The sequence below is a fragment of the Halorubrum salsamenti genome (assembly GCF_007671685.1).
In the GTDB taxonomy this organism is placed as follows: domain Archaea; phylum Halobacteriota; class Halobacteria; order Halobacteriales; family Haloferacaceae; genus Halorubrum; species Halorubrum salsamenti.
The window spans coordinates 574,356-597,799 of sequence record NZ_VCNL01000002.1 but is presented as its reverse complement, the minus strand read 5'-3'; the positions used below and the strand labels follow the sequence as shown (position 1 = coordinate 597,799).

Annotated in this window: 23 protein-coding genes; 6 read left to right on the top strand and 17 right to left on the bottom strand. The window is 70.3% G+C overall.

Features of this window, described 5'->3' with window-relative positions:
- Positions 1 to 21: 21 nt before the first annotated feature.
- Together FGL94_RS07515 and FGL94_RS07510 are read left to right on the top strand one after the other, a co-directional pair.
- Entirely contained in the window at positions 22 to 747 is a 726-nt protein-coding gene (locus FGL94_RS07515; RefSeq protein ID WP_144922908.1) for a DUF5806 family protein, read from the top strand.
- Between the two features lie 2 nt (positions 748 to 749).
- Positions 750 to 2,285: a PAS domain-containing sensor histidine kinase gene (locus tag FGL94_RS07510; RefSeq protein ID WP_144922904.1), complete on the top strand. Its 1,536-nt coding sequence runs from the start codon at positions 750 to 752 to the stop codon at positions 2,283 to 2,285.
- A 26-nt stretch (positions 2,286 to 2,311) separates the two neighbouring features.
- Here the strand turns inward: FGL94_RS07510 and FGL94_RS07505 are convergent, their stop codons facing one another.
- Both FGL94_RS07505 and FGL94_RS07500 read right to left on the bottom strand, forming a co-directional pair.
- Complete coding sequence (locus FGL94_RS07505; RefSeq protein WP_144922901.1) at positions 2,312 to 3,124, bottom strand: hypothetical protein; 813 nt, start codon at positions 3,122 to 3,124, stop codon at positions 2,312 to 2,314.
- A 111-nt stretch (positions 3,125 to 3,235) separates the two neighbouring features.
- Entirely contained in the window at positions 3,236 to 3,820 is a 585-nt protein-coding gene (locus FGL94_RS07500) for a metallophosphoesterase (RefSeq protein ID WP_144922898.1), read from the bottom strand.
- A 148-nt stretch (positions 3,821 to 3,968) separates the two neighbouring features.
- Between FGL94_RS07500 and FGL94_RS07495 the strand changes: the two genes are divergently transcribed.
- The gene (locus tag FGL94_RS07495; RefSeq protein WP_144922895.1) at positions 3,969 to 5,165 is read left to right on the top strand and encodes a multicopper oxidase domain-containing protein; all 1,197 of its coding nucleotides are present in this window, start codon (positions 3,969 to 3,971) and stop codon (positions 5,163 to 5,165) included.
- Between the two features lie 59 nt (positions 5,166 to 5,224).
- Here the strand turns inward: FGL94_RS07495 and FGL94_RS07490 are convergent, their stop codons facing one another.
- Positions 5,225 to 5,665 carry a MoaD/ThiS family protein gene (locus FGL94_RS07490; protein WP_144922892.1) on the bottom strand — a complete coding sequence of 147 codons (441 nt, stop codon included), beginning with the start codon at positions 5,663 to 5,665 and terminating at the stop codon, positions 5,225 to 5,227.
- Positions 5,666 to 5,843: 178 nt separating this feature from the next.
- Between FGL94_RS07490 and FGL94_RS07485 the strand changes: the two genes are divergently transcribed.
- Entirely contained in the window at positions 5,844 to 8,132 is a 2,289-nt protein-coding gene (locus FGL94_RS07485) for a nitric-oxide reductase large subunit (RefSeq protein ID WP_144922889.1), read from the top strand.
- A gap of 7 nt (positions 8,133 to 8,139) precedes the next feature.
- Here FGL94_RS07485 and FGL94_RS07480 read toward each other — a convergent pair whose 3' ends face one another.
- The 4 genes from FGL94_RS07480 to FGL94_RS07465 all read right to left on the bottom strand — a co-directional run bounded on the left by FGL94_RS07480 (position 8,140) and on the right by FGL94_RS07465 (position 12,101).
- On the bottom strand, positions 8,140 to 8,697 hold the full coding sequence (locus FGL94_RS07480) for a diadenylate cyclase (RefSeq protein ID WP_144922886.1): 558 nt from the start codon (positions 8,695 to 8,697) through the stop codon (positions 8,140 to 8,142).
- A 91-nt stretch (positions 8,698 to 8,788) separates the two neighbouring features.
- Entirely contained in the window at positions 8,789 to 9,703 is a 915-nt protein-coding gene (gene cruF, locus FGL94_RS07475) for a bisanhydrobacterioruberin hydratase (RefSeq protein ID WP_144922883.1), read from the bottom strand.
- Positions 9,700 to 10,605, bottom strand: coding sequence for a prenyltransferase (locus FGL94_RS07470; RefSeq protein ID WP_144922880.1), 906 nt, complete (start codon positions 10,603 to 10,605; stop codon positions 9,700 to 9,702). Before FGL94_RS07470 ends, cruF begins: the two co-directional genes overlap by 4 nt.
- Positions 10,602 to 12,101, bottom strand: a complete 1,500-nt coding sequence (locus FGL94_RS07465) for a phytoene desaturase family protein (protein ID WP_144922877.1) — start codon at positions 12,099 to 12,101, stop codon at positions 10,602 to 10,604. The genes FGL94_RS07470 and FGL94_RS07465 overlap by 4 nt, the downstream gene beginning before the upstream one ends.
- Before the next feature lie 90 nt (positions 12,102 to 12,191).
- Here FGL94_RS07465 and FGL94_RS07460 point away from each other — a divergent pair, with 90 nt between their 5' ends.
- Positions 12,192 to 12,929, top strand: coding sequence for an SDR family oxidoreductase (locus tag FGL94_RS07460; RefSeq protein ID WP_144922874.1), 738 nt, complete (start codon positions 12,192 to 12,194; stop codon positions 12,927 to 12,929).
- Positions 12,930 to 12,964: 35 nt separating this feature from the next.
- Here FGL94_RS07460 and thiM read toward each other — a convergent pair whose 3' ends face one another.
- The 9 genes from thiM to FGL94_RS07415 all read right to left on the bottom strand — a co-directional run bounded on the left by thiM (position 12,965) and on the right by FGL94_RS07415 (position 22,284).
- Positions 12,965 to 13,837, bottom strand: a complete 873-nt coding sequence (gene thiM, locus FGL94_RS07455; RefSeq protein ID WP_144922871.1) for a hydroxyethylthiazole kinase — start codon at positions 13,835 to 13,837, stop codon at positions 12,965 to 12,967.
- Positions 13,827 to 14,465, bottom strand: a complete 639-nt coding sequence (gene thiE, locus FGL94_RS07450) for a thiamine phosphate synthase (RefSeq protein ID WP_144922868.1) — start codon at positions 14,463 to 14,465, stop codon at positions 13,827 to 13,829. Before thiE ends, thiM begins: the two co-directional genes overlap by 11 nt.
- A 121-nt stretch (positions 14,466 to 14,586) precedes the next feature.
- Positions 14,587 to 15,447: a mechanosensitive ion channel family protein gene (locus FGL94_RS07445; protein ID WP_144922865.1), complete on the bottom strand. Its 861-nt coding sequence runs from the start codon at positions 15,445 to 15,447 to the stop codon at positions 14,587 to 14,589.
- 132 nt (positions 15,448 to 15,579) lie between these two features.
- Positions 15,580 to 16,752 carry a 7,8-didemethyl-8-hydroxy-5-deazariboflavin synthase subunit CofG gene (gene cofG, locus FGL94_RS07440; RefSeq protein ID WP_144922862.1) on the bottom strand — a complete coding sequence of 391 codons (1,173 nt, stop codon included), beginning with the start codon at positions 16,750 to 16,752 and terminating at the stop codon, positions 15,580 to 15,582.
- A gap of 84 nt (positions 16,753 to 16,836) precedes the next feature.
- Entirely contained in the window at positions 16,837 to 17,514 is a 678-nt protein-coding gene (cofC, locus tag FGL94_RS07435) for a 2-phospho-L-lactate guanylyltransferase (RefSeq protein WP_144922859.1), read from the bottom strand.
- Between the two features lie 14 nt (positions 17,515 to 17,528).
- Positions 17,529 to 18,707, bottom strand: a complete 1,179-nt coding sequence (locus tag FGL94_RS07430) for a tubulin/FtsZ family protein (protein WP_186313357.1) — start codon at positions 18,705 to 18,707, stop codon at positions 17,529 to 17,531.
- Between the two features lie 181 nt (positions 18,708 to 18,888).
- The gene (locus FGL94_RS07425; protein ID WP_144922857.1) at positions 18,889 to 19,785 is read right to left on the bottom strand and encodes a complex I NDUFA9 subunit family protein; all 897 of its coding nucleotides are present in this window, start codon (positions 19,783 to 19,785) and stop codon (positions 18,889 to 18,891) included.
- Between the two features lie 108 nt (positions 19,786 to 19,893).
- The gene (locus FGL94_RS07420) at positions 19,894 to 20,775 is read right to left on the bottom strand and encodes a universal stress protein (protein WP_144922854.1); all 882 of its coding nucleotides are present in this window, start codon (positions 20,773 to 20,775) and stop codon (positions 19,894 to 19,896) included.
- A gap of 153 nt (positions 20,776 to 20,928) precedes the next feature.
- Positions 20,929 to 22,284 (bottom strand): hemolysin family protein, encoded by a 1,356-nt coding sequence (locus tag FGL94_RS07415; protein ID WP_144922851.1) that lies wholly within the window; start codon positions 22,282 to 22,284, stop codon positions 20,929 to 20,931.
- 135 nt (positions 22,285 to 22,419) lie between these two features.
- Here FGL94_RS07415 and tmk point away from each other — a divergent pair, with 135 nt between their 5' ends.
- Positions 22,420 to 23,013, top strand: coding sequence for a dTMP kinase (gene tmk, locus FGL94_RS07410; protein WP_144922847.1), 594 nt, complete (start codon positions 22,420 to 22,422; stop codon positions 23,011 to 23,013).
- A gap of 9 nt (positions 23,014 to 23,022) precedes the next feature.
- Here tmk and FGL94_RS07405 read toward each other — a convergent pair whose 3' ends face one another.
- Positions 23,023 to 23,352, bottom strand: a complete 330-nt coding sequence (locus FGL94_RS07405) for a hypothetical protein (RefSeq protein WP_144922844.1) — start codon at positions 23,350 to 23,352, stop codon at positions 23,023 to 23,025.
- Positions 23,353 to 23,444: the final 92 nt, after the last annotated feature.

The following is a 23,444-nucleotide window of genomic DNA, read 5'->3' as shown; positions in this document are numbered from 1 at the left end:
CGCCCGCGGAGTTTCAGACGTATGAGCGATCACACCGGTCCCGCGGCCGACTCGGCCGACGGAACCGACGAGTCCGCCGCGGACCGATCCCCTCCGGAGGCCGGTGACGCAGACGGGGACGGCGCGTCGGATCCCCGGTCGAGCGACGAGACGGCCCGGGAGGTATCGTCCGACGAACAGGGGACGAACGCGACGGCCGACGAGACCGACGGCGACGTACCGCCGGAGGTCCGCAAGTACGAGCGGTTCAAGAAGATGGACGGGGCGCGCTACGAGCGCGTCAACGAGTTCCTCCGCGACCGGACGTACATCACGGCCCGGGAGTGGGCGATCGCGCGGCTCTGTGCCGACTTCCGCACCGAGACCGGCGTCGAGATGACGAAGATCGGCGAGAACCTCCCCGAGCTGGTCCCCTTCATGACCGACACGTACACGCCGCAGGCGGTCAATCAGGCGCGGTACTCCTTCGAGGAGAAGGTGACGAAGGCCGGGGCGACGTTCCTCTACGGCGCGATGTCCGGCTTCTTCACCGCGGAGGACTTAGACGAGATGATGTACGAGGTGACGGAGGTCGCCAAGTTCCTGCTGGAGGTCGAGGGCGTCGACCTCGCCGTCGCTGACGAGCTTGAGGCGGAGGACCGGATCAGCGAGGTGATGCGCGAGGTGCGCGCCTCCTCGGCCGACCTCCGAGGCGAGGAGGTCCGGTGTCCCGAGTGCGGGCACGTTCACGAGCCGACAGAGGAGTAGCGATGGATCGATTCCCGGAGGCTCTCGACGGCATTCCGGACGCGGTCGTGATCGTCGACGGTGACGGTGTCGTCCGGGCCGGCAACGAGCGGGTCGAGGCCGTCCTCGGGTACGCCCCGGCCGAGATCGAAGGGACCGACTTCGAAGCGCTGCTGTACGACCCCAGCGGTGGCGCGGCGGGCGAGGAGCTTCACCGCTACGTCGTCGACCCCAAGCCGTGCTCGATGGCGGCGAGCTTGGACCTGCACGCGCGGCGCGCGGACGGGAGCGAGGTGCCCGTGACGCTCAGCCTCGGTCCGTTCGACCACGACGGCGAGACGTACCTCGTCGCCACGATCGTCGACGTCAAGGAGGAGCGCGCTCAGCAGGCCGATCTCCACCGCCGGACGCGGACGCTGGAGGCGCTCCACGAGGCGACGCAGGACCTGCTGAAGACGACCGATCGGGAGTTCGCCGCGGAGGCGGCGGTCGAGTACGTCGAGGAGGTCCTCGGCCACCCGATCGCGGCGATCTGGCTGTACGACGAGGACCGCGGCGTACTCGATCCCGTCGTCTGGACCGACGCGGCCGACGAGACCGTCGGCGACCACCCGACCTTCGGTCCCGGCTCGTCTAGCATCTCGTGGAGGGTGTTCGACTCCGGCGACCCGGCCTACGTGGCGGACACGCACGCCGAACCGGAGCGCCACAACCCGGACTCACCGATCCGGAGCGAACTGATCCTCCCCCTCGGCCGGTACGGGGTCATCAACATCGGGGCCACGGAGCGGAACGCGTTCGACGAGTCCGACCTCGCCGTCGCGCGCCTCTGGGCCGCCACCGTCACGATGGTGTTCGTTCGGATCGAGCGGGAGCGTCAGCTCCGGGTCCGGGAACGGGAGATCGCCCGCGAGCGCGACCGGCTGGAGGAGTTCGCCAGCCTCGTCTCTCACGACCTCCGAAGCCCGCTCAACGTCGCGACGGGGAATCTCGAAGTGATACGCGAGCGCCTCCGAGAGGAGCACGAGGACCTGACCGAGATCGACACCGTCGCCCGCTCGCTCGACCGAATGGAGTCGCTGGTGGGGGATATGCTCACGCTCGCGCGACAGGGCGCCGCCATCGATGAGACCGAAGCGGTGTCGCTCGCGGCGTTGGCGGAGGAGTGCTGGGACGGCGTCGACACCGCGGCCGCCGAGCTCGTCGTCGCCGACGACACCCGGCTCCGCGCCGACCGGAGCCGGCTGCGACAGGCCCTCGAGAATCTGTTCGCCAACGCGGTCGCTCACGTCGGCGAATCGGTGCGGATCGAAGTCGGCTCCCTCCCCGACGGCGAGGGCTTCTACGTCGAAGACGACGGCCCCGGAATTCCCGACGACCGCCGCGACGAGGTGTTCGACGCCGGCGTCTCGACCGACCCGGAAGGGACCGGCTTCGGCCTGAAGATCGTCGCCGAGGTGGCCGACGCGCACGGGTGGACCCTCGACCTCGTCGACGCCGCAAACGGCGGCGCGCGGTTCGAGTTCCGCGGGGTCGAGCCCGCGGACTCCGACGCCTGAGGGAGTCGTCTCTGCGTACCGCCGACTCAGATCCCTTCGAACGAGGGGAGGTGCCGCGTCGAGACCCCGTCCCCGTCGACCACCACGTCGACGTTCGGGCCTCGGTCCGCGCTCGGGAGTCCGACCCCGATCCGACTTTGCCCGGTCACACCGTCGTCCTCCATGCGAGCGGTGACGCGGTAGCCGCCGCGCACGTCCGTGATCGATCGCACCTCGACGGCGGTCTCCGGGTCGATCGCGACGTCGAAGCCGGCGACCGTCTCGTCGGGTTCCGTGTCGCCGTCGGCGGTCGCCCGCCGTGTCGCGGTCAGCGCGAGCTCGCGCGCCTCATCGGTGACGTTGAGGAGGCGGACGCCGAGCGGAGGCGAGGCGCGCTCGGCGTCGGAGGCGGTGTCGTCGTCGCCTCGGTCGTCGGTCTCGACCGCTCGCCGCCGCACGTCCAGCCGCAGAGTCCGGTCCGGGGTCACTAAGTACGGGACCGGGTCGGCGTACAGGTCGCCCACGGAGCGGGTCCCCTCGTCGTTCTCGTGGTACACCGACCCGGCGTGCTGTGCGGTCGCGTAGTGGTCGTCACCGGAGGCGTGATCGAAGGTCGCGGCGGCGTCGACGGCCACCTCGGTCGCTCCCGCTGCCGCGTGACGGTTGTGCGCGTGGACCTCCTCGTACGCGGCGACGTACTCCGCGACCGACTCCGGCCCGAGGTCGTCGGGGCGCTCCGGCGGGTCACGCTCCGCGACCCCTCCCTCGCCGCCGGCATCGACGAGGTCGGCACAGCCGGCGAGCCCGCCGCAGGCCTCGGCCGACCCGGCCGCCCGAAGGAGGAACGCGCGTCTGTCCATACGGAGACTCCGCGTGGACTCCTCAAAAGGTCAACGGAGGAACAAACACGCGTTTGTGCGTTCCGTGTGTCGGGTCCGCTCGCTCGCCTCCCGGCTCGATCGTCCGGGGTCCTACACGTCGAGTTCGTAGTGCGTCACCGCGTCGGGGTCCGCGGATCCGCCATCGGCGTCGGTGTCGAGGACCGCGACCCGGAACGCGTCGTCCGCGCCGTCGACGGGGATCGGGAGTCCGCCGGGGTTCACCCGCACCGTGCCGTCGCGGTCCTCGACGCCGTGCGCGTGGGTGTGTCCGTGGAACACGTAGTCGTAGTCGCCGCAGTCGACGAGCGCGTCGACGACGACCCCGCTCGTGCCGTGGGTCACGGCGACGTCGACGGCGCCGTCGCCAGCGTCGCCGGCGCCGAGCGAGAGCGTCCCCGCCTCGCCGAGGTACGTGCCGAAGGCGTCGACGGTCGACTCGACCGCCCACTCCCCGTCGTTGTTGCCGCGGACGGCGTAGAAGTCGAAGCCGGCGTCGGCTTTAGGGTCGTCGCCGGCGTCGGGGCCCTGACCGACGTCGAACGGGGTCACTGAAAAGGGGGCGACGAAGTCACCGCAGTGGACGACGGCGTCGACGCCCTCGCGTTCGAACAGCGCTACGGCCGCCTCGACGGCGTCGAGGTCGTCGTGGGTGTCGGAGACGATGCCGATCCGCATGGTCGTTTCGGGGGATCGCGCCGCACGGGTATAAAAGGCGGTCGTCGGCCGGAACCGCGAGTATATAAACCGACCGACCGCCGACCGCGTTCTCACGGGCCGTGGATCCGGATTCCGGTTTATATACTCCCCCCGTTCATGTTCGGGCATGACGAGAGACGGCGACAACACCGGGCGGCGCACGGCTTCCAGACGCGGATTCCTCTCGGCGGCCGCGGCGCTCGGAACCGTCGGGATCGCGGGGTGTGGAGCCCCGCGCGCGGACGCCGGGGCGGGCGCTGAGAACGCGGCCGGCACCGGAGCGGTGGCCGAACAGGCGGAGGAGTGGTCCGGGAGCGACTCCACGGGCGTCGAGACGGACCACCCGTACACGTCCCCGCGGACGACGATCGACCTCGACGAGCGGGACGGGGCGATCACGATGTCCACGACCCCGTGTCGCCACCAGTTGCTCGGCGAGGACACGCGCGGCGGCCCGTGGGAGCTGCCCGAGGTCTGGGCGTGGCAGACGCCGGACACGGACCCGAGCGTTCCCGGACCCCTGCTCCGGGTCACGGAGGGGACCGAGCTGGAGATCACCTACGACAACTCCGAGCACAACCGCCCGCACACCTTCCACGTCCACGGGCTCTCGAAGAGCTGGATGGACGACGGCGTCCCGACGACGACCGGTCAGCAGGTCGCGCCGGGCGAGGAGCACACCTACGAGATCACCGCGAACCAGCCCGGAACCCACCTCTACCACTGTCACTACCAGACGCAGAACCACCTCGATATGGGGATGTACGGGATCCTCCGCGTCGATCCGGAGGGGTACGAGGCCCCCGACAAGGAGGCGTTCATGACGATCAAAGACTGGGACACCCGTCTCTCTGCCTCGATGGCCGGCGGCGACGTGGACTTCAGCCACCGCGACCGCAACCCGGACGCGTTCACGGTCGACGGGCGCTCCGCGCCGTACACCTTCCACCCCGAACAGGGCTCCCCCTTGATCGTCGAGGAGGGCGATCGCGTGCGGATCCACTACGTCAACGCCGGCTACGAGTCGCACGCGATGCACACCCACAACCACGGCTTCACCGTCGTCGAGAAGGACGGCGGGGTCATCCCCGAGGCCGCCCGGCACCGCGAGGACGTGATTCCGATCGCCCCCGCCGAGCGCAAGACGATCGAGTTCACCGCCGGCGCCGACCCGGGCGTCTACGCGCTCCACTGCCACAAGGTGAACCACGCGATGAACGGGAACGCCTACCCCGGCGGGATGATCGGCGGAATGGTCTACGAGAGCGTCACGGACTCCGAGCAGTTCTCCTCCGTGATGGATATGGCGGGCTACGAGGCCTAAGACGGCCGCTCTCGTCTCAAAAGTTCAGTTCCGACTCCACATCACCCGGTCGACGCCGGCTAACAGCAGAACATGAACGGGTACACCAGCGCGACCCGGTCGCCCTCCTCGATCTCGGTGTCGAACCCCTTCTCGTTCTCGTTGAAGTGACCGTTCACGAGGATCCGGGCGTACGCGATCGTCTGCTCGCCGGCCGGGTTCTTCGTCCACGTCCCCGGCAGCTCCTCGGGCGTCGGCGCCCAGCCGCTGTGGGTCGCCTCCTCCTCGCTCTCCGCGATCAGCATCTCCTGTAGCTCCGGGTACTCCTCGAACAGCTCGTCGAGGAACTCTCTGAGGGTGTCCCCCTCGAACGTGTACTCGAACTCGTACTCCCCGAGCTCCGTCCGGACGTGGCCGGTACACCGCACCGTGACCGTGGTCTCGGCTTTCGTCTCCGGCGCGCTCGCGGACTCCGGCGCGCTCTCCGATTCCGGCGCCGCCGCCTCGCTGGTCGTTGGCATATCTCCGCGTACGCCGCGTTTCCCGGTAAGCCACGCCACGAACATGTTCGCGGCGTCGGCTCGCGCGGCCGCTCGGGGACCGCAGCGTCCGCGACGGCGGGCGGTGTCAATCGCTGGGAACAGCGTCCGAACATGTTGCCGCCAAACTGATAGTCCGTGTGGGGGTAACGCCCACCTGATGGAACTCACGCGCAAGACGATCGCGAAGGTCATCGTCGCGGCGTTCCTGCTCAATCTGGTCGTGATGGGCGCCGGGGCGTGGTTCGCGTATCAGGAGGCGCCGCCGATCCCCGAGGAAGTCGTCGGACCCGACGGCGAGACGATCGCCACCGGGGAGACGGTCCAAGACGGGAAGGCGGCGTTCCAGCAGTACGGGCTGATGAACCACGGGTCGATACTCGGCAACGGCGCGTACTACGGCGAGGACTACACCGCCGAGACGCTCGATCTGAAGGCCGAGCACATGCGCGAGTACTACGCGCAGGAAGAGTACGGCGCCGGTTACGACTCGCTCGGCTCCTCGGAGCGCGCGGCCGTCGACCAGACCGTCCGCGACGACCTCGACAGCGCGCACGACGGGAGCGACACCGTCCAGTACTCCGCCGCGGAGGCGTACGCCCACGAGCAGGTGCGCGAGACGTACGTCGAGCGCTACCACGAGGGCGACCACGACCGCGGCGTCCCGGTCGAGATGATCGACTCGACGGAGGAGGCCGAGGACTTCGCCGACTTCGCGCTGTGGACGGCGTGGTTCTCCCACACCGACCGGCCAGACGGCGACAACTCCTTCACGAACGAGTGGCCCCCCTCGCCGGCCGCCGGCAACGACGCGACCGGCGCCGCGATGACGTGGAGCGTGATCGCGATGGTGCTCCTCGTCGGCGCGGCGGGCGCGGCGATCCTCCTCTACCAGTCGGTGAAGCTCCCCGAGCCGTCCGCCGAGGGTATCTCCGTGCCGAAGCCGGGCGACGTGAGCGTCTTCCCGAGTCAGCGCGCCGCCCTCCGGTTCATTCCGATCGCCGCCGGGTTGTTCTTGGCACAGGTGTTGCTCGGGGGCCTGTTGGCCCACTTCTACATCGAACGGGCCGGGTTCTTCGGGATCGAGGAGGTGTTCGGGATTCACATCCTCCAGCTGCTCCCCTTCTCGATCGCGAAGACGTGGCACATCGATCTGGGAATCCTCTGGATCGCGTCGACGTGGCTCGGCGCCGGCCTGTTCCTCCCGCCCCTCCTCACCGGTCACGAGCCCAAGCGCCAGTCGACGTACGTCAACGTCCTGCTCGGCGCGTTAGTGACCGTCGTCGTCGGCGGGATGGGCGGCATCTGGCTCGGCGCGAACGGCTACTTCGACGGCCAGCTGTGGTGGCTCCTCGGTAACGAGGGGCTGGAGTACCTCGAAGTCGGGAAGGTGTGGCAGGGCGGCCTGCTCGTCGGGTTCGTCCTCTGGGCGATACTCGCGATCCGGGGGCTCAAGCCGCTGCTCGACCGGGAACCGATCTACGGGCTCGCGCACATGATCCTCTACGCGGGCGGCTCGATCACCCTGCTGTTCGTCGCCGGCTTCATGTTCACGCCGACGACGAACATGGCCGTCACCGAGTTCTGGCGGTGGTGGGTCGTCCACATGTGGGTCGAGGGCGCCTTCGAGTTCTTCATCGTCGCGATCATCGGGCTCACCCTGGTCTCGATGAACCTCCTCACGCGGCGCAGCGCCGAGAAGGCCGTCATGCTGCAGGCGCTCCTCGTTATGGGGACCGGCGTCATCGGCGTCTCGCACCACTACTGGTGGATCGGGATGCCGGACTACTGGGTGCCGATCGGGAGCGTCTTCTCGACGCTGGAGCTGCTCCCGCTGATCTTCATCCTGTACGAGGCGATCGGGCAGTACCGGGCGATGACCGAGACCGGCGGGTTCCCCTACAAGCTCCCCTTCATGTTCATCGTCGCCAGCGGGGTGTGGAACTTCGTCGGCGCCGGGGTGCTCGGCTTCTTCATCAACCTCCCGCTCATCAACTACTACGAGCACGGCACCTACCTCACGGTGGGTCACGCCCACGCCGCGATGTTCGGCGCGTTCGGCTTCCTCGCGCTCGGGATGGTGGCGTACATGCTCCAGCTGTCGATCGACCCCGAGCGCTGGGACGGCTCGTGGCTCCGGGCGTCGTTCTGGCTGTGGAACGTCGGCCTCGCGCTGATGGTGTTCGTCTCCGTGCTCCCCGTCGGCTTCCTCCAGCTGGAGGTCGCGTTCACGGAGGGCTACGCCGCGGCGCGCACCCTCGCGTTCTACGAGCGGCCGCTCGTCCAGTCGCTGTTCTGGGCGCGGATGCCCGGCGACACCCTGCTCATCCTGGGGACCGTCGTCTACTTCGCGGACCTGATCCGCAAGCGGTTCGTCCTGCGGAGCTCCGCGGAGGACCCGAGCGTCGACGACATGGCCGTGGCGGAGGGGATCATCGACGACGACTGAGGGTCGGTCACTCCGCGCGCCACTGCCCGCCGAGGTCGTCGCGCTCCATCGACGTCGCGTCGCCGTCGCGGAACACGCTCACTCGCCCCGTCTCCTCGCTCAGCGTCACGGTCGCCACGACCTCCGGCCGGACCGAGGTCTCGATCGCGCTCATGTGTCGCGAGCCCATCCACGGCTCGTAGCTCACGTCGTCGACCAGGTCGGCCTCTTCGCTTCGGGTGCCCAGGTCCCGGAAGCGCACCATCTGCGCCTCGATCTCGCCGTCGACCGCGACGACGATACCGCCGTCCTGCTGGCGGCTCACCGACTCGACCGCCTCGACGAACTCGCCCTCCGCGAACGCGGTCGGGCAGCTCTCGCGGGGCCATCGGTTCTCGCCCATCGGGTCGGCGTAGTCGCCGTAGTCGCGGTCGGCGACGACCGCGAAGTAGATCCCCGGCCCCTTGACGTGCGGCTCGTCCCAACCGTCGAACGCGAGGCTGACGTGCTCGGCGCAGTAGGTCAGGCGGTCGACGATCTCCCGGACCCGCTCGTGGGTGCCGTACTCGATCGCGAGCCCGCTCATTCGGTCTCCTCCGCTCGGTGATCTGTGACACGAACGCTCATACGTACGTGAACGAGCGGGACGTATATAAGGGGTCCCGAGTCGCGCCGCCTCACCGCCACTGCGTGAACAGACTCGCGTCGAACCGGTCGGCGCGAACGAGTCCGACGCCGAACGCGACCGCGACGACTGCGGGGAGCAGATTCCCGTACCAGAGGTTGATGCCGCCCCAGAGGATCACGAAGCTCACCATGTCGTCGAGCATGAACTCGCAGTCGCGCAGCCGGTCCCGGAGCGTCGTCCCCGCGAACGCGCGGTCGAGCGTGACCACCGCGACCGTCGCCGACACCACCCAGCCGGCGTAGTTCGAGAGGGGGACGCCGAAGAAGGCGCCGCCGCCGAAGCTCCAGAATCCGAGCGCGACCGCGCCGGGATCGAGCACCACGTCCATCGCGACCACCGCGGCGATCACGGTCGCGAGCCGGAGCCAGCCGTTCGAGGCCCGCGAACCGAGAAGCAGGAGACAGAGCAGGTAGGCGTTCACCACGAGCGGGATGAAGAAGACGGGGAGCGCCAGCGGCACCCCGCCGAGCATCGGTCCGAGACTCACGGTGTACTCGAAGCTCCCGTACGGCCACCCCGTGGCGACGCCTACCAGCTCGATCGCGTAGGTGTACGCGACGAGGACCCCGATCCACCCGACCGCCCGCCGGTCGACCACGGGCAACACGCCGACGGCGAGCGGCGAGCGCATCACCAGCACCCCGAACAGCACGAACCAGGGGTTGAAGGCGAGCGGCTCCGGCACCCACCCCTCCGCGCTGCCGACGAGCGCGACCGCACCGACGAGGGGGAACACCACGGCGATGGTGAATCGGTTTTCGCGGACGATCCGGTCGAGCAGGCGCTCCGCCTCGCGGCGCGTGTCGGGGAGGCGGGCGCGGAGCGCGTCGAGTCGTTCCGGCGTCGAGGCGGTCGGGTCCGCGGCGCCTTCGGCCGAGCCGGTCGACCCATTCGGGTCGCTCACGCGAGCGCCTCCGTGATCGGGTAGACGCGCCAGAGCCCGCCCATCGCCAGCAGGGTGCCGACGGCGGTGTTCAGCGCCGGGAACCACCAGTACGCGCGGTCGACCGCGATCGGAGACCGAGCAACCCACGCGACGAAGACGGGGTAGACGCCCAGCAGCGCGCCGAGCCGGAGGTCGACCGCGGCGAACGCGACCGCAGCGGCGACCCAGCAAGCGAGACAGTACGCGTACGTCCGACGCTCCCCGAGCAGCGTCGCCGTGGTCCGGATCCCGGCGGCGCGGTCCGGTTCGATGTCGGGGATCGCGGAGAAGGTGTGCATCCCCATCGCCCAGAGCCACGCGCCCGCGAGCGCCGCGGCCGGCGGATGCGTCCCGGCAACGGCGGCGTACGCGGCCGCGCCCGGCAGGACGTACAGCCCGTTCGAGACGGAGTCGAGGAGCGGCGTCGTTTTAAACCGGACCGGCGGGGCGCTGTAGCCGGCGCCGAGCGTCAGGAAGCCGGCGAGGTACGGCCACGCGACGCGCGGCGTAATCGCGAAGGCGGCGAGCCCGAGGGCGCCCGAGGCGATCACCCCGAGCGCGACGAGACGGTCGCCCCGCCAGCGCGCCTCCCGTCCCTCCTTCTTCGGGTTCAGTTCGTCGACGTCGGCGTCGAAGGCGTCGTTGACGCCGTAGAGGAAGACGTTCGCCGGCACGAGGAAGTACGCCGCGAGCCCGACCGTGACCGGCGTGAACAGCCCGTCCACGTCGGCGATCCCGTAGGTGACGCCGACGGCGACGGGGCCGGCGAGGTATAACCAGAACCGCGGCCGCGACAGCACCAGCAGGTACCGGAGGAGGTCGCCGATCGAGCGTCGGCCGGAACCCGCGGATCGGTCGGTGTCGCTCACGGCTCCGATCACGCCGTCTTCGACAGCTCCTCGGCGGTCAGCTGTCCGCTGATGAGACACATCGGGACGCCGATACCGGGGGTCGTCGTCGACCCCGTGAAGTAGAGCCCGTCGAGCGCCTCCGAGCGGTGGGGCGGTCGGAGCAGCGAGGTCTGTCGGAGGGTGTGCGCCAGCCCGAGCGCGCTCCCCCGATAGCTGTTGTAGCGGTCGGCGAAGTCGTCGACGCAGAACGTCTCCTCGAAGACGATCCGGTCGCGCAGCTCCGTGCCGGTGTTCTCGGCGATGTCGTCCAACACGAGGTCGCGGTACTCCGCGCGCAGTTCGGGAGTGTCCTCCAGTCCGGGCGCGATGGGGACTAAGGCGAACAGGTTGCTGTGTCCCTCGGGCGCCACCGTGTCGTCGGTCTCGGAGGGGACACAGAGGTAGTACGCGGGGTCGTCGGGCCACGACGGGTCGTCGAATATCTGTTCGAAGTGGCGGTCCCACCCCGTCGGCAACACCAGCGTGTGGTGTTCGAGGTTCGGCACGTCGCCCTCGACGCCGAGGTACAGCAGGAACGCGGATGGCGCGTACGTCCGCGACTCCCAGTACTCGTCGCTGTACTGCCGCTTGTGTTTCGGGAGCAGCTCCCGCTCCGTGTGGGCGTAGTCGGCGTCGGAGACGACCAGATCCGAGAGGTAGCGCTCGCCGTCGACCGTGTCGACCGCAAATCCCCCGCGGCGCCCTTCGATGGCCGTCACCTCGGCGTCGGTGACGTACTCCACGCCGAGGTCGTCGCCGAGGTCGGCGATCCCGTCGACGACGGCGCCGATCCCGCCCTCGGGGTAGTAGACGCCCATGTTGTAGTCGACGTGGCTCATCAGGTTGTACAGCGCGGGGGTGTTCGTCGGCGAGCCGCCCAGGAAGACGAGCGTGTACTGCATCAGCTGCTGGAGCTTCGGGTGATCGAAGTAGTTCTCCACGTGGCCCTGCATCTTGCCGAGCAGCGAGAGCCCCCACGAGTACCGGAGCACGTCCGTGTCGACGTAGTCGCGGAGCCGCGGGCGGTCCTCGTACACGAAATGCTCCATCCCGATCTCGTAAGTGCGCTCGGACTCCTCCAGGTAGTCCTCGAACGCCTCGCCCGCGCCGGGTTCGTACTCCTCGAAGAGGGCCTTGTTCGCCTCGCGGTCGGGGAGCACGTCCACCTTGTCCCCGTCCTTCCAGAACACCCGGTAGTGGGGATCGAGCCGCTCCAGCTCGTAGAAGTCGGACGGCTCGCGTCCGAAGTGGCCGAAGAACCGCTCGAACACGTCCGGCATGAGGTACCACGACGGCCCCATGTCGAACCGGAAGCCGTCGGCCTCCAGTCGGCTCGCGCGTCCGCCGAGCTGCTCGTTCTTCTCCAAGAGGGTCACGTCCGCGCCGGCGTCCGCGAGGTAACACGCGGTCGAGAGGCCGCCGAACCCGCCGCCGATCACGACGACGGACTCGCCGGCCACGGCGTCGATGTCAGGGGCCACGTCCATGGCGGATCGTAGGGTCGGAAACGGTATAAATACCGGCCAGACGCGGCGAGTGGGTACGCCTAAGTCGGCGACGGCCCTACCGATCGCCACATGGATCCCACGGTCGCGATCACCGGCGCAACGAGCGGGATCGGGCGGGCCGTCGCCGAGGCGTTCGTCGACGAGGGAGCGTTCGTCGCCGTCTCCGGACGCGACGGCGACGCGGTCGACCGGGCGGTCGCGGCGCTGAACGAGGGCGGGAGTGAGGAGGGCGAGAGCGGGGACGAGAACGGGGACGAGAACGCCGGCGCCGCGTGGGGCGCCCGCGTCGACGCGCGCGACGAGTTCGACCTAGAGCGGTTCTTCGAGGGCGTCGCCCGAGAGGCCGGCCCGATCGACGCGGTGTTCGCGAACGCGGCGGTCTTCCACGGCGAACCGGGCGAGAGCCCGATCGACGAGGCGAGCTACGCCGACTACGACGACACGATGCGGACCAACGCCCGGGGGGTCTTTGCGACGATCACGGAGGCGGTCCCGCACCTCGCCGAGGAGGCGCGAATTATCGTCCCCTCCGGCGCCGTCGCCCACGAGTCCCGCTCGGGGATGGGCGCGTACGCCGCCTCGAAGGCGGCCGCCGAGGGGGTCGCGCGGGGGTTCGCGGCCGACCTCGACGCGACGGTCGGCGTCGTCGACCCCGGGCTGGTCGCGACCGACCTCACCGGGAAGGAGCGCGCCCGCGCCCCCGAGAGCGTCGCGCCGCTGTTCGTCTGGGCCGCCACCGAAGCGCCCGCCGAGGACTTAAACGGCGAGCGGCTCGGGCTCCGCGAGTGGAAGGCGGCGACGCGGTAAGCGGCCCTCGAAACGACCGACTACTCCTGTCAGGTTCAGACCCGTTCGATCCGCGACGCCACGTCGAGCGCCGGTCGTTCCGACGCCAGCGCGGCCACCGCGTCCATGAACGACGTCCGGTAGCTCGCCGGTCCCGCGGGGTCGCCCGCCGCGGCGCGCTCCCCGGCGAACCCGTACGCGGCGCACGCGGCGAGCGCGGCCTCGGTCGTCGCGTCCGCCCCTCCATCGTCTCCCCCGACGACCGCCGAGAACGTGCCGAGCGTGCTCGCGAGCATACAGCCCGACCCGACGAACGAGCCCATGCGCTCGTGGCCGACCGACAGCTCGTACGCCCGTTCGCCGTCGGCGACGACGTCCGTCGGGCCGGACGCGACGACGACCGCCCCGGTCTCCGCGGCGAGCGCCCGCGCCGCCTCCGGGACGCCGGCGTCGCTCCCACCCACGGACTCGACCCCGCGAACCGTCGCCTCCTCGCCGGCGAGCCCGCGGACCTCTCCGGCGTTCCCTTTTATGATGTCGAACGCTACCGCGTCCAGCAGCCTCCCGACCGACTCGACGCGGTGCGGCGTGGCCCCGTACCCCACCGGATCGAGCACGACCGGGACGCCCGCCTCGTTCGCGCGTCGGCCCGCGTCGACCATGGCGTCGACGTCGGTCGTCGACGCCGTCCCGGTGTTGATCACGACCGCGTCCGCGCCGGCGGCCATGTCGCCCGCCTCCGCCGGGGCGTCGGCCATCACCGGGAGCCCGCCCCAGTGGAGCGTGACGTTCGCGGTCTCGCTCGTCGTCACGTCGTTGGTCAGGTGGTGCACCAGCGGCGCGGCCGTCTCGACCGCGGACAGGGAACCGGCGACGAGCGCGCCGCCGATCGGGGCGTCGTTCGAACCGTCGGTCGGCTCACCGCTCATCTCCGATCACCTCCCGGATCTCCGCGGCCGCGGCGCGCGGATCGCCTGCAGCCGTGATCGCAGAGACGACCGCCACGCCGGCCGCGCCCGCCTCCGCGACCGCGCCCGCGTTGTCGGCGTCGATCCCGCCGATCCCGATCACGGGGAGGTCGACTGCGTCGGCGATCGCCGCGACGCGCTCGGGGCCCACCCCGTTCGTCTCCGCCGGCACGTCCTTCGTGTCGGTCCCGTACACCGCGCCGACGCCGAGGTAGTCCGCGCCCGCGTCGGCGGCCGCCCGCGCCTCCGAGACCGTCGACGCCGAGACGCCCACGAACGCCTCGTCGCCGAGGCGGTCGCGGGCGACCGCGACCGGCAGGTCGGACTGCCCGAGGTGGACGCCGTCGGCGTCGACCGCGGCGGCCAGATCGACCCGGTCGTTGACGATGAGGGGAACGTCGGCGTCGGCGGTGAGTCCGCGGAGCCGGCGACCGAGGTCGTAGCGCTCCCGTGCCGACCGGCCCTTCTCGCGGATCTGGACGGCGTCGACGCCGCCGTCGAGCGCCGCCTCGACGATCTCGGCCGTCTCCCGACCCGCCGATCGGCTCTCCTGCGTCACGAGGTACGCCCGCCAATCGCTGGGATTCATTAGTGGTACCTTCGGGTGGTGAGTGAAAAGTGGTTCCGTCTGTCCCGATGATCGCCCATGAATGAGTGCGCGGTCGTCGGCGACGGCACTTAAAAAGCGGAACCGGGCGCCCGCTCGCGCGTTACTCGTCGGCCGCGACCGACTCGATGACCTCGACGCTGCCGGTGAGCTGCCGGTGGACGTACGGCATGTCGATGCCGGCGTCGTCGAACGCCTCCTTCACGTCCGTGACGTACTCGGAGCGCACGCGGACGAAGTCCCCGCGATCGGGCTCGTCGATCCACCAGCGCGACTGCAGTCCCACAGCCGAATCGCCCAGCTCGACCACCCGCACCGAGGGCGCGGGGTCGTCGAGGATCGCCTCGTGCGCCTCGGCCTTCTCGACGATGATGTCGGTGGCCTCGGCGATGTCGTCCTCGTAGCCGATCCCGAAGACGAACTTCTGGCGGAGCGTCTCGTAGGCGACCGGGTTGGTGACGGCGTTGTTCGCCAGATCGCCGTTCGGTACCGTGATCCGCTCGTTGTCGAAGGTGCGGACGCGCGAGACCCGCAGGTCGATGTCCTCGACGCGGCCCGCGTTGCCGTCCCACTCGATCCAGTCGCCGACCTCGAACGGCTTGTCCTTCAGGATGAAGATCCCGGCGACGAAGTTCCCGAGCAGGTCCTGTGCGGCGAAGCCGACCGCGAGCGCGATGGCGCCGCCGAAGACGGCGAACGCCGAGAGGAACGCGCCGTAGCCGGCGATCGTGAACCCGATCGCGACCGCGGCGACCCAGACGACCGCGTTCGCGACGCTCGACGCGAGACTGCGGACCGCCTCCTCTAACCCTCTCGATTCGATCGCCCGCTCCACGCCGGGCACGAAGACCGCTTTCCCGATCAACAGGGTGGCGGTGAACCCGACGACGAACAGGAGCACGGTGAGCAGGAATCCGGCGGCCGTCGCCGCCAGTCCCGACAGTCCGAACTGTAGTGGTAGCATCGTCCACCCATTCGGAGGGGTATTTAAAGAAGGTACTGGCAGCGCAGTTGTTTCTGCGGGACCGATCGCTCCGTTCGGCACCGCGCTCGATCGGCGCAGAGTGGCGGGCACAGTCGCCGCGCGCCCCTCACTTCAGTCGCCGCGCGCCGGCCGAGGATCGAGGGGGCCGTCGCCCCGGGCGACGCCCCGGAGCCGCCGCCCGTGCGGGTCGTCCGCGCGGATCCGGTCGCGGACCGCCGGCGGGAGCCACGCGTCGCGGTTCGACGGTCCCGGGGCGGGAGCGGCGCCGGCCGGCCTGAGACCGTCGGGAAGGAACCGAGCGTAGGTCGGGAGCCGCTCGCGCAGGGGCATCCCGCCCGCGTCGGCGACCGCCCGGAGCCCGTCGAGGTCGGGCCACGCGTAGTCCGGGTTGACGTAGTCGTCGGTGACGGGGGAGACGCCGCCGAGGTCGTCGATGCCGCAGTCGACGAGGTCGGCCGCGGGCGAGAGGTTCGGGGGCACCTGCACCGACACCTCGGACGGGAGCGCGGCCCGCGCCATCGCGACGACCCGGCGCATCGTCGCCAGATCGGGCCTCTCGAAGTCCGACCGCTCGTTCGGGACGACGTTCTGGACGATCACCTCCTGGACGTGGCCGTGCCGCTCGTGAAGCTCGCGGATCGCGAGCAGGCTCTCCGCGCGGTCGCGCCAGTCCTCGCCGATGCCGACGAGGATACCGGTCGTGAAGGGGACGCCCCGCCGCCCCGCGGCGCGGATCGTGTTGAGCCGCTGGCCGGGGGTCTTCCGGCGGCCGCCGCCGTGCGCGTCGACGTCGGCGGTCGTCTCCAGCATGACGCCCATCGAGGCGTTCACCTCGCGGAGGTCGGCGAACGCCGCCTCCGTGAGATCGCCGGGGTTCGAGTGGGGTAAGAGCCCCTCCTCCAAGGCGATCTCGCAGGCTCGGTAGAGGTACTCCAGGATCGAGTCGTACCCCCACTCGTCGAGCTGGTCGTGGACCGCGGTGTACCGGTCGTCCGGCTCGTCCCCGAAGGTGAACAGCGCCTCCGTGCAGCCGGCGTCGGCCCCGACGCGACAGCGCCGCCTGACCTCCTCGGGCGACAGCAGCGACGCCTCCCCGGGTACGTCGTAGTAGGTGCAGTACGTGCAGGTGTACCGGCACGCGGTCGTCAGCGGGACGAAGACGTTCCGGGCGAACGTGAGCCGATCGGCGGGCTCGACGTCGTCGGGGGTGACCGAGAGCAGCCGCTCGACGCGCTCCGCGTCGGGCTCGATCTCGATCCCGTACTCCTCGGCGGCCGCGAACACGTTCGTCACTCTCGGTGGGAACTCAAAAAGGATCGCGGTCGCGGATCTGACCGCGCCGGCTTCGCGCCCGACCCGACTCCCCGGCTACTCCCGCTCGACGCCGACCCGCCCGTCCGTCGTGTCGAGCGCGAAGCCGGCGTCGCGGAGCCAGCGCGCCGCTCTCTGACTCTTGCTGTCGCCGTCGTCCGCCTCGGCGTGGATCAGCAGCTCCGCGAGATCGGCCGGTTCATCCACGTCCGTCGCGAGCCGGTGGGAGTCGACGACGCGGACGCTCGCGCCGACATCGTCGGCGATCCGGCGGTGATCGAGGTAGGAGGCGCCGTGGTAGTCGACTCGGAACGCCGGGTGGCTAGCGACGAAGGCGTTCGTCCCGCCGCCGCGGCCGGGGGCGATCGCGATCTCGGCCTCGCGGCCGGCCGCGAACAGGTCTCGCAGGGCGTCCGGCGTGGCGAGCGCGAGGTCGGCCATGACGACCGCGACGCGCTCGGCGGCGTCGCCCGCTTCCCCGCCGCCCCCGAGTCTCTCGTCCAGCGCCGCGTTGACCGCGTCAGTCAGGGAGCGGTCGTCGACGGTCGCCGGGCAGGGGAGATCGGCGTCGACCGCGCCGGTCGCCAGCACCCGCGGTTCGCCGCCCGCCTCGTCGATCGCATCGAGCACGTCCCGGAGCATCGCCCGCGCGAACCGAGCGCGCTCGTCGGGCGTGAGGACTGTGGAGAGTCGGGACTTCGGGCGGTCGGTCGAAAACGGAACGAGGACCTCCATCGGGAGGGAGCGCCTCAGAACAGCGATTCGAGCTCGTCGCCGTCGTCGCTGACGAGGTCGTCGAGGTTCTCGTCGCTCTCCTCGCGGATCTCGTCGAGGTTGTCCTGCGCCTCGATGGCGACCTGCTGGAGTTCCTTGATCCGCGGGACGTTGGTGACGCCCGCGAGCAGGATGACGGTCGCGACGAAGCCGGCGCCGCGGTAGGGGTAGTCCCCGCCGCGGACTTCCATCGAGCCGGTCTGCTCTTCGAGCCACTTCCGGCCGCGCTCGATACCTTTCCGGTTGAGGTACTCCGGCGGCCCCGCGAGTACGAGCAGGGCGCGCTCGGCCCCTTCGATCTCACAGGGGAGCGTGAGACGCCCCAGCGCCGCCTTCCGGACGAGGCTGGTGATCCGGTTCGTGGTGTGGGCGCTGTCGAGTTCGTCACCGCCGCTGTCGTCGCGGAGCCGCGAGAGCAGCCCGCCGGAGGTGCGCTCTTCGACCTCCTCTTCGGCGTAGCCGACCGTGGAGACGCCGCCGCCGGAGAGCGTGTTGATGATCTCGGAGGAGTCGACGACGCTCTCGGCGACCTCTTGGCCCTGCTGGACCTCGCCGGCGCCGAAGAGAATGCCGAACCGCCGAACGATCTCCTCGTTGATCTCCTCGTAGCCGCCCTGCACGGACTCGCCGGTCTTCCGCCAGGCGTCGTTGTCGAACACCATCAGGTTGTCCACCTCGCGGACGAACGTCTGGAACGAGCGGGCCGCGTTGAGGGTGTAGATACCGCCCTCGTCGCTGCCCGGCAGGATGCCGAGCCCGTAGACGGGCTCGGTGTAGATCCGCTTGAGGTGTTTCGCGAGCACCGGCGCGCCGCCGGAGCCGGTGCCGCCGCCGAGGCCGGAGACGACGAGGAACGCGTCGACCTCGTGGACCGGGATCGAGTCGATGGCGCCCTGCACCTCGTCGATGTCCTCCTCGGCGATCTCCGCGCCGAGTTCGTTGTCCGCGCCGACGCCGTGCCCCTTCACCCGGGACTGGCCGATGAGCACGCGCTGGTCCTCGGAGATGTGCTCGAGGCCCATGAGATCGGCCTTGGCCGTGTTGACGGCCGCGGCCGCGCGGACGATCTCCGACCCCGTCCGCTTGTCGTACTCCAGGAATTTGTCGACAACTTTCCCCCCCGCCTGTCCGAATCCGATCATTGCAAGTTTCATCGTGTGCTCCCTCCGCGTTTGAAATGAACAGAACGTGATCGCGTATTTAAACCTTCGGTTGCCGTTATTACCCCTGATATTCCGCTCGCTGACACGAACGCCCGGGCGGCGCTCGCGTCGGCGCTCGCGGGGCGCCGCTGTCCCCCGAATCGGGCTCGCGGCGCCGCGGTGGTCGCCGCCATCACTCCACCCCGAGATGCTCCCCGAGGGTGGTCAGTTCTGCGGGGGCGACGCCGAACGCCCCGACGTCGTTGTCGGCGGTCGTGTTGTCGAACTTCAGCGATCGGTACTGGTCGGGCCCCATCGGGAACCCCGGGACGGCGCCGAGCACGCCGAGCCCGATCCGGGCGAGCGGCATCGGTAGTGGGATGATCGTGACGCCCTTCTGCTCCGCCTCGTACACGAGGTCGGTCACCTCGCGCAGGGTCAGGACCTCCGGCCCGCCGACCTCGTACGTCTCGCCGACGTGCTCGTCGCCTTCGAGCGCCGCGACAAGCATCGGGACGAGGTCCTCGACGTGGATCGGCTGGAAGCGGGTCTTCCCGCCGCCGGGCAGCGGGTACAGGGGGACACCGGGCGCAAACATCCCCTTCAGCCGCTTGGTGAAAGAGACGAACTCGCCGCCCTCGCCGAAGACGACCGAGGGACGGAAGACCGTCCAGTCGAGGCCGCTCTCGCGGACGATCTCCTCGGCCTCGCCCTTCGCGCGGATGTAGGCGGTGTCGCCGTCGGGGTCGGCGCCGAGCGCGCTCAGCTGGACGAACCGCTGGGCGTCGCTCTCCTCGGCGGCGCGCACGAGGCTCTCCGTGCCGCCGCGGTGGATCCGGTCGTGCATGACGTTCCCGCCCTTCGGCTCGAACAGCGGCGAGAGCGCGACGAGGTTCACCACCGCGTCCTGTCCCTCGACCGCCCCGGCGATCGAGTCGTAATCGGTGACGTCGCCCGTCGCGGAGACGACCCCTTCCGGAGTGTCGCTCGGCGATCGCGAGAGGGCCGTCACCTCGTGACCTGCGTCCGCGAGCGCGCGACAGAGGTACGACCCGATGAATCCGGTTCCGCCGGCAACCAGCACTCTCATGCACAGTCCGTCGGACGGAACGCCCGTAAACCTACCGCGGCGTCAGACGCGGCGGTGATGGAGGGGAGCGGGATCGGCGGAACCGCGAGGTGGAGATCGGGGGCCGAATCAGTCCTCGCCACCCGCCTCGTCGTCCGGGTCCGGGACCGTCAACACCGGTACCGGGGACGTGCGGACGGTGCGTTCGGCGACGCTCCCGAGGAGGTACCGCTCGACGCCGGTCCGCCCCTGCGTCCCCATGACGACCAGATCGATGTCGTTCTCGTCGACGTACGACTGGATCCCCCGCGCCGCGGAGGACCCGACCTCGACCGCCTCGACCGCCTCGACGCCGGCCTCCTCTGCGGTCGCCGCCGCCTCCGCGACCGTCCGCTCGGCGCCCTCGACAAGCGTGTCCACGCCCGAGTAACCCTCCCTCCCGACGGTCCCGACGTCGACGACGGAGAGGACGTGGACCGTCGCGCCCGCGCGGTCGGCGAGCGCCAGCGCCCGATCGAGGGCGTCGCCGGCGCGCGCGCTCCCGTCGGTCGGCACGAGGACGTTCCGGTAGGGATACCGCATCACCTCGCCGTCGGGGCGGACGCTGAGTACCGGCACCGTCGACTCTCGGACGACGCGCTCGGTGGTGCTCCCGAGGAGCAGGCGGTCGAACCCCGTGCGACCGCGGGTCGGCATGACGACGAGGTCGATCCCGTACTCCTCGGCGTACGTGACGATCGTCTCGGCGACGCCGCCCTGCAGCACCTCGGTCACCGCCTCGACCCCGCTGTCGGCGGCGCGCTCCGCGGCCGCCTCCACGACCTCTTCGCCCTCCCGTTCGAGCACGTCCACGACCTCGCCGCCGATCCGCGTGACGCTGTCGTGGGTCGTGTCGGCGACGTTGAGGACGTGGACGGTGGCGTCGTAGTCGGCCGCCAGATCGAGGACGTGGTCGAGCGCGGCGCTCGCCCCGTCGCTGCCGTCGGTCGGGAACAGAATGCGGTCGAACATACGCCCACAGTCGCGGCCTGCGGATAAAAAGGGCCGCGGCGGTTCGCGCCGGAGGGGAAGCGGTCGGTAGGGGGCCGACCGGCCTCAGCATAATACGAGGTGGAGCCTCCGACCTCAAGGAGCGAGCGAAGCGAGCGAGTAGGGCGGGGTAGTTTACTCGCCGCCCTTGCGCTCGCTGTCGTTGCCACCGTCACCGGCCTCGCCGGCCTCCTCGATCCGGACCGTCGAGATGCGGGCGCCGTCGACGGCCGTGACCTCGAAGGCGTAGTCGTCGGCCGAGACCGTATCCCCGGCCTCCGGGGTGCGACCGAGCCGGTCGAGGACGAGCCCGCCGAGCGTCTCGAACCCGTCGCCGTCGAAGTCGGTGCCGAGCGCGTCGTTGACGACGGACAGCGAGACCGAGCCGTCGGCCTCGTAGGCTCCCGCTCCGGTCTTCCGGACCGCGTGCTCGCCGCCCGCGGCGTCGAACCCGTCGCGGAGCTCGCCGACGAGCGCCTCGACCGTGTCCTCGACGGTGGCGATCCCCTCGAAGGCCCCCCACTCGTCGACGACCGCGGCCATCTGACGGTGCTCGTCGCGGAACTGCACGAGGAGGTCGCTCAGCGACGTGGTCTCCGGGACGACCACGAGATCGCGCGCGAGGTCGGCGGCCGTGACCGACTCGTCGCCCTCCTCGCCCGCGCGCAACACGTCCTTCACGTCGACGAAGCCGACCACGCGGTCCGCGTCGTCGGCCGCCACCACCGGATACCGGGTGTGACCCGCGTCCAGCACGGTCGCGCGGATCGCCGCGAGGTCCGCGTCGGCCGGAACGCTGGTCACGTCCGGTCGGGGGACCATCGCCTCTCGGACCACGGTGTCGTCGAGCTCGAAGACGGCGTCGATCATCTCGACCTCGGCGTCGGCGACGTGCCCCGCCTCGCCGGAGCGCGCGAGCACGCGGCGGATCTCGCGTTCCTCCATCGTCTCGTCCGTCTCCGAGGCCGGCGGGACGCCGAGCATGCGCGTGAAGGCGTTGGCCGCCCCGTTGAACACGACGATACCGGGGGAGAACAGGTAGTAGGAGACCTTCATCGGGGGCGCTAAGAACATCGCGACGCGCTCCGCCTGCGCGATGGCGATCGTCTTCGGCGCCAGCTCCCCGAACACGACGTGGAGGAACGTGATGATGCTGAACCCGATCGCGAACGCGACGAGGTGGACGAGGTTCGCGGGGAGCAGCGGTCCGAGCGCCGGCTCGATCAGCGCCACGATCGCCGGTTCGCCGACCCACCCGAGCGCGAGCGACGCGAGCGTGATCCCGAGCTGCGTCGCCGCGAGGTAGTCGTCGAGGCTCCCCATTACGTCCTGCAGGGCCCCCGAACCGGGGCGGCCCTCCTCGACCAGCTGCTCGACCGAGGTGGAGCGGACGCGGACGAACGCGAACTCGGAGGCGACGAAGAAGCCGTTCAGGGCGACCAACACGAGCGCCGCGACCACCCGCGTGACGGAGATCGCGACGTCTACCATCGGCGCCTCCGCGGCGGGCGGACGTGACACGTGTGACGAAGAGTATCGGCCATGCCGGCGGTTCCACGCGGAGCCACTAAAAAGGGAGTCCGTCGGAACCCGCGCGTTTATTTCTCGTCGTACCGGAGCGCGACCATGCTGATCACGCTGGAGGGACTCGACGGCAGCGGGAAGACCACCGTCTGGGAGGCGCTCCACGACGTCTACCCCGACGCGACGTTCACCCGCGAGCCCACCGACAGCTGGTACGGCGAGGCGGTCGACCGGTCGATCGCGGCCGACGACGCCGACCCGCTCGCGGAGCTGTTCCTGCTGACGGCCGACCACGCGGACCACCTCTCGGGGACGATCGAGCCCGCCCTCGCCGACGGCGACCTCGTGGTCTCCGACCGGTACTCCGACTCCCGGTTCGCCTATCAGGCGGCGACGCTCGCCGCCAGCGACGTCGACATCGACCGCCCGCTGGAGTATATAAAAGGGATCCACGCGGCCTTCTCTCGGCCGCCCGACGCGACGGTCTACCTCGACCTGGACGCGCGCGAGGCCGCCGAGCGCGCGGGCCGGACCAACAAGTTCGAGCAGGACGGCTACCTCGCCGCGGTCCGGAAGAACTACGAGCGGCTGATCGACGCCGAGCCGGACAGATTCGTCCGCGTCGACGCCTCGCGGTCGCCCGAGGCGGTCATCGCGCGGGTCGAGGAGGCTCTGGCGGAGCTCGTCGGCGAGTAGCCCGCGGAGCTATCGCCCGTCCGTGTCCGGCAGTTCGACGTCGTCCGGAGAGGGGACGTAGAGGTAGTCGATCGCGGCCCCGAGCACGACCGGAAGCGCGACGAGCAGCGCGATAACCAGCGTCGGACTGCCGAGGTTGATCCCGATGCCGACGTTGAGGACGCCGGTGAACACCAGCATCGAGATCAAAAGCAGCATCGGGGTCAACACGAGGGTGTACACGACGGACCCCCACGAGGTGTTCAGTCGGAGCCGAAAGAAACGGGTCGCCACCCCGGCGATAAGCGTGTGGAAGGCCACGAGGGCGACGAGGCTGACGAACCCGAACAGCGCGAGCATACTCGACCTAGGGGCTCCCGGCATTTGCCCCTATCGCCCGGCGCGCGGCGTCCCCGTCGGTCGGCGGGCCCGAGGCCCGCTCGTTCCGCGAC